This is a genomic window from Shewanella sp. Isolate8 (assembly GCF_022398495.1).
Classification (GTDB): domain Bacteria; phylum Pseudomonadota; class Gammaproteobacteria; order Enterobacterales; family Shewanellaceae; genus Shewanella; species Shewanella aquimarina.
This window is the reverse complement of sequence record NZ_JAKEVI010000006.1, coordinates 25,305-40,460: the sequence shown is the minus strand read 5'-3', so window position 1 is coordinate 40,460 and position 15,156 is coordinate 25,305. Positions and strand designations below refer to the sequence as shown.

The following is a 15,156-nucleotide window of genomic DNA, read 5'->3' as shown; positions in this document are numbered from 1 at the left end:
AAGGTATGAATAAATGGATAGGCTCCAAATTCACACACTTAGCCCGAAAGCACAAGCCTTAAGGCCAGGCGGCTAGGCTAGGTGGCTATAGGACTAGGCCATCAGCCGATGCACATTGTCCAGCGGCGCTGTGAGGTATTGATCTAGGCTCTTGGGGCGACCTATGGCATAGCCTTGGGCATAGTTGATGCCGATCGACTCTAGCCTGTCGATGATCTCCTGATTCTCCACAAACTCGGCCACCGTCTCTATGCCCATCACGCGGCAGACATCGTGTATCGATTTGACGATGGCATAGTCCTTGGCATTGCTGGCCAGCGACTTGATGAAGCAGCCGTCGATCTTCACATAGTTCACCGGCAGCTCCCGCAGATAGCCGTATGACGCAAAGCCGGTACCGAAATCGTCCAGGGCGAAGGAGAAGCCCTGTTTCTTCAGCTGATTGAGCATCTCCATCGCCCGGTTACGATTCTGAATCGCACTGGTCTCGGTGATCTCGAAACAGATACACTGGCTGGGGATGGCGAAACGCTCCAGTTGGGCGATGATATAGTCCACCATGCCCTCGGCCCCCAGGCTGTTGGCCGACAGGTTGATCGACAGACAGTGATCTCCCCACAGCTCCTCGTGCAAGGATAACCAGAGGAAGGTCTTACGTATCACCTCTTTATCGACATCTGTCATCAGCTTGAAGCGCTCGGCCGCAGCGATAAACTGCGCCGGGGCCAGGATACGCCCACAGGGCTCCTGGATACGCAGCAACACCTCCATACGCTTCTTACCCTGAGGCCCGAGGGCCTTGATGGGCTGATAGTAAAGCAGCAGCTCGTTGTGTTCGATCGCCTGGGCGATACGCACCGCCCATTTGGGGGCGTTACGCTGATAGGTGAGCTCCTTGTCCTTGTCATCATAGAAATGCACTTGATTGCTGCCCTTGCGCTTGGCGGCGATACAGGCGATATCGGCATCTTTGAGTAGCTCAAGCGGATTGATATAGGGCGCCCTGGCCAGTGCCACTCCGGCACTGATCCCCACATGATAATGGCAGCCGTGATGCTCCATCACCTGTTTGCCGACGGCGTCGATGATCTGTTTCACCTGCTGTGCCAGTGCCACCACCCCCAGATCTTTCAGCGCCAGACCAAATTCGTCGCCCCCCAATCGGGCCAACAGACCCTGTCCACTCAGGCTGGCCTGAATCGCCTTGGATACCATCTTCAACATGGCATCGCCGGCGTTGTGGCCGCAGGAGTCGTTGATAAGCTTAAACTGCTCCAGGTCGAAATAGCAGATCGCCAGAGTCTGGGCATCCTCGGCAAACGCCTGTAGGCGCTCCTCGAAGGCGCAGCGGTTGAGCAGTCCGGTGACATTATCATAGTTGGCCCTGCGTCTGAGCTGATGCTTGAGCAGCTCCTCCTGGGTGATATCCCGCAGCACGATCACAGTGCCGATGATCTTGTTATTCGGCCCCTTGAGGTTACTTATGCTACGCTCCATCAGCCTGGGGGTATGACTGGTAAACTTGACCTTGCTCAGCAGGGGCGTCGCCGTGCCACTCGCCATGAAGGCAAACAGCGACTGATTTAGCTCGGGTTCGCTGCGAAACACCTTATCCAGGTTCATCCCCACCGCAGACTCGGCCTTCACCTTGAGCAGACGCTCCGCCTGGGGATTGAGGTAGATCACCTTGGCCCAGCTATCGGTCAAGATCACCGCCTCGGCAATCGCCTCCAGGGTGATCTTGGAGCGCTCCTTCTGCTGGAAGATACGCGCCAGCAAACTGTTGACCTGTTCGGAGATCACCATAAATTCCGAGGTGCCTTTAGCCCGGATCGGTTGATAGGTCTTCGCCGTCGGATCTACCCGCGAGAGCTGACGCAATAGCTGCTTGAGGGGATCGACCACCCCATGACGCAGCCAGAGGTAGCCCATCAAAAGAAGCAGCAGGCTGATGCCGCCGATAAGGTACACCAGAGTTGCCGGAGCACTATCTAACTGACTGACAGGCAGTTTAAGCTCGATATCCAGCAGCAAGGAGTGCTGACCAAGCAGGCTTGGCACCTCCAGGGTCACACGCTGCGGCGAGGGCTGCCCCAGCAGCGTCGGCGCCACGCTCGCCAGTCTCAGCCCCGCCATCGAGGAGTCGGCCTCATAATATTCGAACAGTTGATTATCAACCCGACGGACCATCAACAGGCGTCGACTATCGGATAGCGGGAGCACGCAGGCCAGAAAGCCTTGCTTCCCCTGAAGCAGAAAACCGGTACGAACGCCATCGAGCATCAGGAGCTCGCGGCGCAGTGAGGCGAGGTCCAATGCCTGGGTTTCCGGGCTGAGATCACCAAAGGGCGTGATACCCGTCTCTTGCACTGTGTAGAGGCTGACATGGGCAGATAAGGACATGGCTTGCCAGGTCGCCGACAGGCTCTGGCGCTGCTCGGCGGGCAAGAGTGCCATAGGGACGCCGTAGAGCTGGGCCAACATCTCAAACTGCGCGAGATCTTCCTCGAGATGGTGGGCGATATTCTGCTGCGCACGCTGACTCACGTCCTGGTGCAGTTCGCTCAGGCGAAGCTCATACCAGGCATTTAACCCATAGGAGATGGCCATGATGGCGGGCAGGCAGAAGCCGGCCACAAAAACCACAATTTTCTTGCTAATGCGCATCTTGTCTCTGAGCCATCCTATCGGGGTCGCTTTTAGGGCTATGTTCGAATCGGCGAGGAAAATACCCTATTTGTCCTAAGGTTTAAACCGCCTGGCGACTGCCCGTTGCAAAACTAGCCAATAGCCTGCCTGCGGCGAACGGCCGCCGCATTGACTTAGCGCAGGAATTGGCGATTGAGACGTAAATCAAAGCGTAAATTGAGAGCCAGTTCACCGCCCGAGAGCAGTTGTGAAACTTTTGTGATAATTTGGCGATACTTAAGTGATCTCCTGAGGCCATGCTTGAAATACAAGTCTTAATGTCCATCAGGAGAAACCTCATGACCCTACGCAAAGTCACCGCCGGCCTACTATTAGCTGGCTTAGTCGCCACACCTGTCGGTGCCGCCGAACTCACCATCAGCATCAGCAACCTCACCCATGGCAACCACTTCACTCCGGTCCTAATTGCCGCCCACGATGCGCAGATGCAACTGTTCCAGGCGGGCGAGCCTGCCACGAGTGCACTACAGAAGATGGCGGAAGGAGGCGACATCGCCGATCTCGCCGCCATGGTCGATGCAGCCAATGGTGTCACCCTGTCTAATCCGGCGGCCGGCCTGATGGCGCCGGGACAAAAGGTCGAAAGCATCACCTTAGACACTCAGGCTATGACCCATCTGTCTCTGGTTGCCATGATACTCCCCACCAACGACGCCTTCGTCGGTTTAGATGGCTGGGAAATTCCGACCACTCCCGGCACCTATAGCCTGACTCTCAACGCCTATGACGCCGGAACAGAGGCAAACGATGAGATCATCAATGGCGGCGGCATGCCAGGCACTCCAGGGATCCCCGCTGCGCCGGGTGGCGATGGCGGCAGCAATGGTAGCGGTGTGGCCGACACCAGCGCCAACGACAAGGTGCATATCCATCCCGGCGTCTTAGGCGATACAGATCCGGCAGGCGGCATGAGCGATCTCGACAGCCGAGTACACCGCTGGCTCAACCCGGTCGCCCACGTCAGCATCACAGTGAAATAGGAGGCCAAGATGAAACTGCAAGAGTTCAAGGGCAGCCTACCGCTGTCGATAGTGGCATTGAGTGTGGGGCTGCTGCTCAGTGCCTGCTCAGACAACGACCATGACAACAATATGCCAAAGCCGCCGGCACCGCCCGTAGAGCGTAGCTTTACCCTGACGGTGACAAACCTCACCGCCAACCAACCTATGTCTCCCCTGGCACTGCTGGCCACCTCAAACGGCTATCACGCCTGGCAAAGTGGTGAGCCCGCCAGCCTGGCACTTGAGCAACTGGCCGAAGGGGGCGATCAGTCAGGATATAGCGCCGAGATGGACGGCGTCGACATGGTGGTAAGCGGCGCGGGCATACTCCCTCCCGGCGCGAGTGAGAGCCTGACCCTGACCCAGGTCGAGACGGACGTCTCATCGCTTTCCTTGCTCACCATGCTGGTCAACACCAACGACGCCTTCAGCGGCCTGGATGCCATAGATCTGAGTCAGATGGCGGTGGCACAGACCCAGAGTTTCTACACGCCCGCCTATGATGCCGGCACCGAGGCCAATAGCGAGATCAAAGGATCAATACCCGGGCCGGCCGATGGCGGCGAAGGCTTTAATGCCGACCGTGACGATGTAGATCGTGTGCATCTGCATCCTGGGTTGATCAGCCAGAACGATGGCCTTAGTGACTCTGTGCTGCAGGCCAGTCACAGGTTTGACAACCCTGTTCTCAAGGTGACCATTAAGCGCACCCGCTAATACACCAGACTAACCGACAAGCTATATTTAGCATCGACGAAATAAATTCCCTCTGGGCTGGGTCTACTGGATGTAGGCCAACTAGAGGGAGTTTGCTATGTCTGTGTTAAACGGTGACAGGACGCTAGGTGAAGGGCGACGCATCTTGCTGGTCGAGGATGAGCCCGATCTCGCCCGTCTGATCCGTCTCAACCTGGAATCTCTGCAACATGAGGTGACCCAGGTCAGCACTCTGAACCAAGCCAGGCAACAGCTGCGCAGCAAGTGTTTCGATCTCCTGCTACTGGATCGCATGCTGAGCGACGGCGATGGCCTGACCCTGTGCCAACAGCTGCGCCAGGAGGGCAAGCGCCTGCCCTGCATGATGATCACCGCCCGGGACAGCGAGTCAGATATTGTCCTCGGCCTTGAATCCGGCGCCGACGACTATCTGGTCAAACCCTTCAGCGTGCTGGAACTCAGGGCCAGGGTAAAGGCGCTCCTCAGACGCGCCGACCAGCAGGCCGCCGACCAGTACGCCCTGACGTTCGACGAGTTAGTGATCGACAGCAAGACGAGGGAGGTCACCGCCGCCAACCAACCGCTGGCCCTCACCGCCAGGGAGTTCGACTTGCTCTACTACCTAGCCCAACATCCGCGCCAAGTATTCAGCCGCATGCAACTGCTCGAGGCCGTATGGGGCTACTCCTATGCGGGCTATGAACACACGGTCAACAGTCACATCAATCGCCTCAGGGCCAAGCTGGCCTGCTGCCCCAACAGCAACGAGCTGGTACAGACGGTGTGGGGTGTGGGCTATAAATTTGCGCCACCGGCGGCGCACTAGCCATGGTCAATAGCCTGTTTGGCCGCATCCTGCTGCTTGCCAGCGCCTGTGTCCTGCTGCTGTTTATCGGTTTCTGGCAGTGGTTTAGCCTGAACCAGCAACACAGCCAACGCCTGGTGCAGCAATCCCTGCATCGAGAGCTGGCGACCCACATGGCCGAGATCAATCCCCTGCTGTCCCAGGGGATCACCTCCAACGCCGCCCTCAAGGAGGCCCTTCACGATCTCATGCTGCTGGGCCCCAGCTTCGAGATCTACACCTTAGACCCCCAGGGTAAGGTGATCGCCTTCGACGCCAAGGAGGAGCAGATCAAGATCCACAGGGTAGACACAACCAAGATACATTCCTTCCTCAAGGGTGACACCCTGCCAATCCTGGGCACAGATCCCAGGAGTGATGGCCAGCAGAAGATCTTCTCCGCCAGCCCACTCATTGGCCCAAATGGCACCCTCAGCGGCTACCTTTATGTGATCATAGGCGGCGAAGCCTTCGATAGTTGGCAGTCGCTTATCCAGGCCAAAGACCTGCCCCAGCGCTGGGGCGTCGCCTTGGGCGGCTGGGCGCTGTTTACCCTGATCCTGTTTTCACTGCTGCTGCGCTACCTGACGCGGCCACTCAAGCGTCTCACCCAGGCACTGGGCGAGCTAGAGCAGAAACCGATCAACCAGCCTCTCGCCCTTCCCCTGGCACCGAGCCGCAGCCAGGAGATGGCCCAGCTTAACGCCCAGATCAACCGGCTGCTGCAGGAGGTTGCCCAGAAGCAGCGCCTGGTGACTCAGCAACAGGCGGCTAAGCAGGAGTTTCTGCTGCACCTGTCACACGATCTCAAGACACCGCTCACCACGCTGCTAGGCTATCTAGACACCTGGCTAATCAGCCCGGTCGATGAGCGCGACGATAGCCTGCTCGAATATGCCAGAGCTTCTGGGCAGAGGCTGCAACAGCTGCTGGCGCAGATGCTGGAGTTGGCGGCGCTGGAGAATGGTCAGATAAAGGCGAACCTGCGTAAAACGCCGCTGCAGGCGCTCCTCGATGAGGTCAACCAGACCTTCGCCCCCAAAGCCAAACAGGCCGGAATTAGCCTGAACATCAGTCGGGACGAGGGGTTGATGCTTTACACAGATCCCCAGCTGATGGGGCGAGTGCTCAACAACCTGCTGGACAACGCCCTGCGCCACACGCCAGCCGGCGGCGAGATAAACGTCTATGCTCAGACCCTGCCTTCGGGATCTTATCTCGTCATACAAGACACGGGCAGCGGCATGCAGGCGCAAGCCATCGCCACCCTGGAGCAGCCCCCCAGCCAAACCCAGCCCGAGCTCTACTATTGCCAAGGCGACGCGCTGCCACAGCTAGGTGTCGGCCTAGCGATCGTCAGACAATTACTGGCCAAACTGGGTTGTCGTATCGAGGTGCAAAGCACAGTTGACAGGGGTAGCCGGTTCATGATCGCACTGCGCCACTATCAATAAGACGAGCGGCAGCTTATACCAATCACAGTAAATATGTGATCAGAAATAGCGCAGGAAAAACGCTTGAGAACAAAGCAGGATTTTTAGATAAGTAGTTATTCTACAATTAAAAATACTAATACAGTTATCGAGCTTTTTAACAAGCTAGAATGATTAATTATTTATTACGATTGGTATTAACCATTAAGACAAAAAAATAGCCAGTCGAGTTGCCCCGACTGGCTAGCTGTCAAGCTTAATGCCGCTTACTTGTGGTATTGCGCCGACAGTTCGTGAACTGACTTGATGAAGGCGCCGGCATGCTCTGGATCCACATGCTGGTGAATACCATGACCCAGGTTGAATACATGGCCCGAACCTTCGCCGTAACCGGCCAGGATCTGACGCACTTCTTCGTGGATGCGCTCTGGAGAGGCATAAAGCATAGATGGGTCCATGTTACCCTGCAGGGCAACCTTGTGACCCACGCGGCGACGCGCATCGGCAATGTCCACGGTCCAGTCCAGACCCAGTGCATCACAGCCAGTCTCGGCCATCGCCTCTAGCCATAGTCCGCCACCCTTAGTGAACAGGGTGACAGGCACCTGACGACCGTCGGCATGACGCGTCAGACCATCGACGATCTTCTGCATGTAACGCAGCGAGAACTCGCGATAAGCGGTATGAGACAGGGCGCCGCCCCATGAGTCGAAAATCATCAGCGACTGAGCACCATTTGCCACCTGAGCGTTCAGGTACAGGGTTACCGAATCGGCCAGCTTGTCTAGCAGCATGTGCAGCGCCGCAGGTTCGGCGTAGGCCATCTTCTTGATCTTTTCGAAGGTCTTGCTCGAACCGCCCTCGACCATGTAGGTCGCCAGTGTCCATGGTGAACCAGAGAAACCGATCAGCGGCACTTCGCCTTTCAGCTCGCGGCGAATGGTGCTAACGGCCTTCATCACATAGCCAAGCTCATCTTCTGGATCCGGTACGGCCAGCTTCTTGATGGCATCAAGGGTATCGGTTGGACGCTCGAAACGAGGACCCTCACCGGTTTCGAAATAGAGACCCAGGCCCATGGCATCTGGCACGGTCAAAATATCAGAGAATAAGATCGCAGCATCGAGATCGTAACGACGAAGCGGTTGCAACGTCACCTCACACGCCAACTCGGCATTGCGGCACAGAGACATGAAGTCACCGGCTTGTGCACGGGTTGCTTTGTATTCAGGAAGGTAACGACCCGCCTGACGCATCATCCACACAGGAGTCACATCAACAGGCTGTTTTAGTAAGGCACGTAAATAACGATCATTTTTTAGTTCTGCCATAAGGCTCTATTCCTACGCTTATTGATTTTCGCTGGGACAGTAGTTTAGCATTTACGCGAGTAAAGTAACCTCCATCAGCACATTTATGTGACAAACGCCGCTTGATTATTTTTTTACCCCCGCATCCCTTCTCTCAGGGTTTGGCTTGGGCCGCAAATTGCCCGCCTCACCCCGCAATTCGTTAGAAAAAAGTTGCACCCCCTCTTTGCCTTTGGTATAAAAAGTCTGCGCTAGCAAGAACAATCAAGAAGCTCGTCGCATCGAGCCCGCAAAACTTTACTCGCCCAGCGATAGATTTCTATCGCTGGGCATTTTATTTCTACCCCTCTCAGCGGCCACTTCCACGTCATTTTGTATACAAAACAAGCAGATTCGACCAGCTGAAAGATCGCCAGGATAGACTAAAAAATGGTTGATCAAAGCGGTGGTTCTCACCTACATTAGAAGTCATAGAAGAACAATGCGATGGGGACCATTATGCTAAAGCAATTGGAACGGGCCGAACAGAAATGGGGTGGCTCCAATACACTGATTGATCAATGGCTGAATCACCGTCGTAAGCTGCTGATTAACTATTGCCAAATTGCCGGGCTGCCGCCCTACGAGGCGATAGACAAATCACTTCCCGCCTTCAAAGCGGTCAAAGAATTCTGTGATCTCCTGGTCGATTATGTGTCCGAGGGGCACTTCGAGGTCTATGATCGCGTGGTCACCGCCTGTGAGAAGAATGGCGAATCCAGTCAGACATTGGCACAGACCATAGTCCCTAAGATCAGCGAGACGACGGATCTCGCCCTGGACTTCAACGACAAATACACCAGCGCCAGCGACGACAAGATCCTCTATCAGCTGGACAAAGATCTCTCCTCTCTCGGCGATGCCATGGAGACACGTTTCCAGCTAGAAGATCAGCTGCTTGAAGTGCTGCACAGCAAGTACTCCTAATAGCAGTATCTGTCCGGATGCCTATGTGAATCTCACCGAAGAGCAGACATAAAAAAGGCCAGCTAATCAGCTGGCCTTTTTACATCATCAATCTTGATTACACGGCAGACTGGAAGATCACTTCGCCCGCTTTTTGTGTGTATGAATCGATCTGGTCGAAGTTCAGGTAACGGTAAGTATCGGCTGCTGTCGCATCGATCTCTTTGGCGTACTCCTGATACTCTTCAACACTTGGCAGACGACCCAGCAGTGCGGCAACCGCGGCCAGCTCGGCAGACGCCAGGTAGACGTTAGCGCCAGTACCCAGACGGTTCGGGAAGTTACGGGTAGAGGTCGATACAACCGTCGCGCCCTCGGCAACACGAGCCTGGTTACCCATACACAGAGAACAACCTGGGATCTCGATGCGCGCACCGACACGACCAAAGATGGCGTAGTAACCTTCTTCTGTCAGCTGATCACGATCCATCTTAGTTGGTGGAGCGATCCACAGACGAGTTGGCAGCGTCTTGGCAAACTTGTCCAGCATCTTACCGGTTGCACGGAAGTGGCCGATGTTAGTCATACAAGAACCAACGAAAACCTCGTCGATCTGGGTGTCTTTCACCTGAGACAGGAGAACGGCATCATCTGGATCGTTAGGCGCACACAGGATAGGCTCTTTGATCTCGTTCAGATCGATCTCGATCACTTCGGCGTATTCTGCGTCAGCATCGGCTTCCATCAGCTCTGGATTCGCCAGCCACTCTTCCATCGCAGCGATACGACGCTCGATGGTACGACGGTCACCGTAACCTTCGGCAATCATCCACTTCAACATCACTATGTTAGAGTTGAGGTATTCGATGATAGGCTCTTTGTCCAGCTTGATGGTACAACCGGCGGCACTACGCTCGGCTGATGCATCAGACAGTTCGAATGCCTGCTCAACCTTCAGCTTCTCTAGACCTTCGATCTCCAGGATACGACCAGAGAAGGCGTTGATCTTGCCCTTCTTCTCAACGGTCAGCAGACCCATTTCGATCGCCTTGTGTGGGATAGCATGTACCAGGTCACGCAGTGTGATACCAGGCTGCATCTCGCCCTTGAAGCGAACCAGTACAGATTCAGGCATATCCAGCGGCATAACACCGGTCGCGGCGGCGAAGGCCACTAGGCCTGAACCCGCAGGGAAAGAGATACCGATTGGGAAACGAGTATGCGAGTCACCACCCGTACCGACGGTATCAGGCAGTAGCATACGGTTCAGCCATGAGTGGATAACACCGTCACCTGGACGTAGCGACACACCGCCACGGTTCATGATGAAGTCAGGTAGTGTGTGGTGAGTATTCACGTCCACAGGCTTAGGATAAGCGGCTGTGTGACAGAATGACTGCATGGTCAGGTCGGCACTGAAGCCAAGACATGCCAAGTCTTTCAACTCGTCACGAGTCATAGGACCCGTGGTGTCTTGTGAACCCACAGAGGTCATCTTAGGCTCGCAGTATTGGCCAGGACGCACACCGGTTACGCCGCATGCCTTACCCACCATCTTCTGCGCCAGGGTGTAACCCTTGCCAGAATCGGCCACATCTTGTGGACGTACGAATACGTCAGAGGCTGGCAGACCTAAGGTCTCGCGAGCGCGGTCAGTTAGACCACGACCGATGATCAGCGGAATACGACCGCCGGCACGGACTTCGTCCAGCAGCACGTCTGTCTTAAGCTTGAACTCAGAGATCACTTCGTCGCTGCCGTGCAGCTTAACCACACCTTCGTATGGGTAGATGTCGATCACATCGCCCATGTTCATCTTGCTCACGTCCAGCTCGATTGGCAGGGCACCGGCATCTTCCATGGTGTTGAAGAAGATAGGCGCGATCTTGCCACCTAGGCAGAAACCACCGGCACGCTTGTTAGGCACGTATGGGATGTCGTCGCCCATGAACCACAGCACAGAGTTGGTCGCAGACTTACGTGAAGAACCTGTACCCACAACGTCGCCCACGTAAACCAGTGGATGACCCTTCTCTTTCAGAGATTCGATCTCATTGATTGGGCCTTTTACGCCCGCTTCGTCTGGCACTATGCCATCGCGCGCGTTTTTCAGCATCGCCAGGGCATGCAGTGGGATATCTGGACGAGACCAGGCATCCGGTGCAGGTGACAGATCGTCTGTGTTGGTTTCACCCGTCACCTTGAATACGGTCAGGGTAACCTTGTCGGCCAGCTTAGGACGGCTGAGGAACCACTCGGCATTCGCCCAAGACTCAACCACTTGCTTAGCATGGGTGTTGCCCGCTTGCATCTTCTCAACCACATCGTGGTAGGCATCGAACATCAGCAGGGTGTTTGATAGTGCCTTAACCGCCAATGGGGCCTGGGCATCATCGTCGAGTTGAGCAATCAGCGGCTCGATGTTGTAACCGCCCTGCATGGTACCCAGTAGCTCAACGGCACGTGCCGATGACAGGATAGGAGACGTTGCCTCGCCTTTGGCAACCGCATCGAGGAAGCCGGCTTTCACATAGGCCGCTTCGTCAACACCTGGTGGAATTCTGTTTTCGAGCAGGTCGAGGATAAATGCCTCTTCACCCGCAGGTGGATTCTTCACTAATTCGATTAATTCGGCCACTTGATGGGCATCTAGTGGCTTAGGGACTACGCCCTCTGCAGCACGTTCTGCGACGTGTTTACGATATGCTTCTAGCACGGCAACATTCCTCTTTGTTTGGCGTTCTAACAGCGAAACTGCACGTCTTCAATTCTGAAGCTCACAGTCAAGCAGGCTCAACCCGTATTTCCGGCCGCATTATACTACAGCTTTGCAAAAGTATGAATCAGATCACACTCTTAGAAGTGAGAAATTACCGGGATTTCCTAGGGTGCCCAGCAAATTAGCCTAGCCCTGAAACAAATGAAATTAGACAATAGTTTGAATACCTAGATAACCCATTGTTATTAAAACGATTAAAGAGTTATCCTAAATTCATTCCAAACGATGGAATTGATGGCTTTCGCGGGAAAAATAATCTTAAAAATTTTCGTATCTCACTCGTAAATACTCGAAGAATTCGCATAATATTCCACTTCCTTCGCCAAAATGAACCAGTAAGGGCCTACATCATGAGCCAAATGCATTTATCGGCCGTCATCTTCGATATGGATGGCGTACTTATCGACTCGGAGCCGAGTTGGCAGGCCGCAGAGTACAAGGTGCTGAGCCAGCTTGGCCTCCCCATCAGCCTCAGCGATACCGAGCAAACCACAGGACTGCGTATCGATCAGGTCGTGGCCTACTGGTATGAGCGCCATCCCTGGGCAGACTATGATAATCAGGTGACATCAGATGCCATAGTGCAGCAGGTCGCAAGCGAGATCCTACGCAGTGGCGAGGCGATGCCAGGCGTCCATAGGGCGCTTGAGGCCTGCCAGCGGCGCGGCGTCAAGATAGGCCTGGCCACCTCATCGCCTCAGGAGTTAATCGATGCCGTGATGCAAAAGCTGGCCATCGCTGAGTTATTCGATGCCATCGAAAGCGCCGAGGCGCTGCCTCTGGGCAAGCCACACCCAGAGGTGTACCTCAACTGTGCCAAGGCCCTGAATGTCTCGCCCTCACTGTGCCTGGCGGTGGAAGACTCCTTCAACGGCTTGATCGCCGCCAGGGCCGCCAACATGCATACTGTGGTGATCCCCGCGCCCCATGAGGCGAGCCAGGCCAGATGGGCCGCCGCCCACCAGCAGCTGGTCAGTCTCGACGAACTGGCGGACTATCTCGCCCGATAATTCATACCAATCACAGTAAACATGTGATCAGAAATAGCGCAGGAAAAACGCTTGAGAACAAAGCAGGATTTTTAGATAAGTAGTTATTCTATAATTAAAAATACTAATACAGTTATCGAGCGTTTTAACAAGCTAGAATGATCAATTGTTTATTACGATTGGTATCACAGGTTTCAGACAGTAAAAAGCCCATCCTATGATGGGCTTTTGTTGCTTTAAGCTGCTTTGAAAAGCGAACCTAGGCCTACCAGATCTTGACGCGATCTTCTTCGCTCAGATACATCTTGTCGCCCGCCTTCACATCGAACGCCTCGTAGAAGGCTGGAATGTTACGCGGCGTGCCCATGGCGCGGAAGTGGCTTGGTGAATGTGGGTCGGTCAGCAGACGACGTCCCAGCTCTTCGTCGCGATAGTTACGACGCCACACCTGCGACCAGCCGATAAACAGACGCTGCTCGCCGGTCAGGCCATCGATCACTGGCGCCTCTTTGCCGTCAAGGCTCAACTTGTAAGAGCGTGCCGCCACGGTCAGGCCACCCAGGTCACCAATGTTCTCACCCAGGGTGAGGTCACCATTAACAAACTTACCCGGCAAGGCCTCGAAGCTAGAGTATTGCGCGCTAAGCTTAGCACCACGCTTCTTGAACTCTTCTCTGTCTTTGTCTGACCACCAGTCTCTCAGGTTACCGTCACCATCATACTTGGCGCCTTGGTCGTCGAAACCATGGCTGATCTCGTGGCCGATCACGGCGCCGATACCGCCATAGTTGATCGCATCGTCGGCATCCATGTTGAAGAATGGAGGCTGCAAAATGGCCGCAGGGAAGACGATTTCGTTCATCACAGGGCTATAGTAGGCGTTAACCGTCTGCGGCGTCATGTGCCACTCGGTGCGATCGATTGGCTTACCTAGCTTATCCAGCATGGTCTTGTATTCGAAATGCGCATAACGCTGATAGTTACCCACCAGATCATCGGCCTTGATGCTCAGGTCTGTGTAGTCTTTCCACTTGTCAGGATAACCGATCTTGTAGTTGAACTTAGACAACTTCTCTTGCGCCGCCACCTTAGTCTCAGGTGTCATCCACTCTAGCTCGTTGATGCTCACCTCGAAGCCCTTGATCAGGTTCTGGATCATCTTCTCCATGCGGGCCTTGGCTTCTGGCTTAAAGTGACGTTTGACGTACTCTTTACCCACCAGCTCACCGATCACCTGATCCGCCGCATCAACCGCCTTCTTCCAGCGCGGCTTCTGCTCTTCGATACCCATCAGGGTCTTGCTGTGGAAGGCAAAGTGAAGATCGACCATCTCTTTGTTCAGCAGCTCGGCATAGCTGTCCACCAGGTGGAACATCAAGTAGTCTTGCCACTGCTCGACGCTGAACTGGTTAAATTGCTTGCCAAACTTCTCGAAGAAAGAGGGCTGACGCACGATCACCTCGGTCACCTTGTTCATGTCGGCGCCATTGGCAAACTGTGAATAATCAAAGTTGCTGACCGTCTTCTGCAGGCCAGCGATATCCATCTTGTTGTAGCTCTTGTTGGCGTCACGTGACTCGGTGCGCGTCCACTGGCTCTCGGCCAGGAAGTGCTCGATCTCGGCCACGTTTTTCGCGGCGCGCTTGGCGTGGGCATAACCGGCGTTATCTAGCAAGTCGGTGACATAGCTTTGCAGCGCGGCGCGGTTGGCAACAAACTTAGCATCATCTTTGAGGTAATAGTCGCGATCCGGCAGTGTCAGGCCAGACTGATAGAAGTAGACACCATACTGAGTCGACTTCTTAGCGTCGTTATTCACATAGAAGCCCAATGGCATCTGCACACCCGAAACCAGCAGCTTACCCATCTGACTGGCGACATCCTGATGGCTCTTAAGCCCCTGGATCTCAGCCATTGGCGCCTTGATTGGGGTCACGCCCAGCTGCTCGGCCAGATCGGTATTCATGTAGCTGGCGTAGAAGTCGCCCACTTTCTGCTCGCTAGAGCCTTCGGCCTTGTTTGGCTTTGCCGCTACTTCGTCGATAATCTCCTTCAGGGCGTTCTGGCTCTGCTCATAGAGTACGGAGAAGGCACCATAGTTAGACTTGTCGGCTGGGATAGGCGTGGTCGCCAACCAGTGACCGTTGACGCTGTAATAGAAGTCGTCCTGATGACGCACCTGAGGGTCGAAGTTTTCTTTCTCAACGCCCGACACCTTTGTCGTTTGTACACTCTCTACCTGAGTGGTGTCATGGCTACCACAGGCGCCCAGGCCCAAGCCCAACGCCACAGCCAATGCTAAATGACTGACTTTTTTCATCTCGAATTCCCCGGTTCTTACTTTTATCTTGTTTATAGCCTGATTGCACAGACCTTTGCGAATGACACACTAACACCCCAGCCCCAAGGACTGTAGGGTGATTTTGTAA

General features: G+C 54.8%; 10 protein-coding genes. 6 read left to right on the top strand and 4 right to left on the bottom strand.

The features are described from left to right. Positions 1-93: 93 nt before the first annotated feature. On the bottom strand, positions 94-2,667 hold the full coding sequence (locus L1D43_RS18845) for an EAL domain-containing protein (protein WP_239854002.1): 2,574 nt from the start codon (positions 2,665-2,667) through the stop codon (positions 94-96). 320 nt (positions 2,668-2,987) lie between these two features. Between L1D43_RS18845 and L1D43_RS18840 the strand changes: the two genes are divergently transcribed. The 4 genes from L1D43_RS18840 (at position 2,988) to L1D43_RS18825 (ending at position 6,725) form a co-directional block, all read left to right on the top strand. Further along, positions 2,988-3,689, top strand: coding sequence for a spondin domain-containing protein (locus L1D43_RS18840; protein ID WP_239854000.1), 702 nt, complete (start codon positions 2,988-2,990; stop codon positions 3,687-3,689). Positions 3,690-3,698: 9 nt separating this feature from the next. Continuing rightward, the gene (locus L1D43_RS18835) at positions 3,699-4,427 is read left to right on the top strand and encodes a spondin domain-containing protein (protein ID WP_239853998.1); all 729 of its coding nucleotides are present in this window, start codon (positions 3,699-3,701) and stop codon (positions 4,425-4,427) included. A gap of 97 nt (positions 4,428-4,524) precedes the next feature. After that, entirely contained in the window at positions 4,525-5,253 is a 729-nt protein-coding gene (locus tag L1D43_RS18830; RefSeq protein ID WP_239853996.1) for a response regulator transcription factor, read from the top strand. A 2-nt stretch (positions 5,254-5,255) separates the two neighbouring features. Further along, entirely contained in the window at positions 5,256-6,725 is a 1,470-nt protein-coding gene (locus L1D43_RS18825) for a HAMP domain-containing sensor histidine kinase (protein WP_239853994.1), read from the top strand. A gap of 245 nt (positions 6,726-6,970) precedes the next feature. On the opposite strand, the gene hemE is transcribed toward L1D43_RS18825, so the two are convergent. After that, positions 6,971-8,035 (bottom strand): uroporphyrinogen decarboxylase, encoded by a 1,065-nt coding sequence (hemE, locus tag L1D43_RS18820; RefSeq protein WP_144202521.1) that lies wholly within the window; start codon positions 8,033-8,035, stop codon positions 6,971-6,973. Between the two features lie 477 nt (positions 8,036-8,512). Between hemE and rsd the strand changes: the two genes are divergently transcribed. Then, complete coding sequence (gene rsd, locus L1D43_RS18815; protein WP_239853992.1) at positions 8,513-8,980, top strand: sigma D regulator; 468 nt, start codon at positions 8,513-8,515, stop codon at positions 8,978-8,980. A gap of 97 nt (positions 8,981-9,077) precedes the next feature. Here the strand turns inward: rsd and acnB are convergent, their stop codons facing one another. Further along, positions 9,078-11,675, bottom strand: a complete 2,598-nt coding sequence (acnB, locus tag L1D43_RS18810) for a bifunctional aconitate hydratase 2/2-methylisocitrate dehydratase (protein ID WP_239853990.1) — start codon at positions 11,673-11,675, stop codon at positions 9,078-9,080. A gap of 413 nt (positions 11,676-12,088) precedes the next feature. Between acnB and hxpB the strand changes: the two genes are divergently transcribed. Then, complete coding sequence (gene hxpB / locus L1D43_RS18805; protein ID WP_239853989.1) at positions 12,089-12,748, top strand: hexitol phosphatase HxpB; 660 nt, start codon at positions 12,089-12,091, stop codon at positions 12,746-12,748. Between the two features lie 244 nt (positions 12,749-12,992). Here the strand turns inward: hxpB and L1D43_RS18800 are convergent, their stop codons facing one another. After that, on the bottom strand, positions 12,993-15,047 hold the full coding sequence (locus L1D43_RS18800; RefSeq protein WP_239853988.1) for a M13-type metalloendopeptidase: 2,055 nt from the start codon (positions 15,045-15,047) through the stop codon (positions 12,993-12,995). Positions 15,048-15,156: the final 109 nt, after the last annotated feature.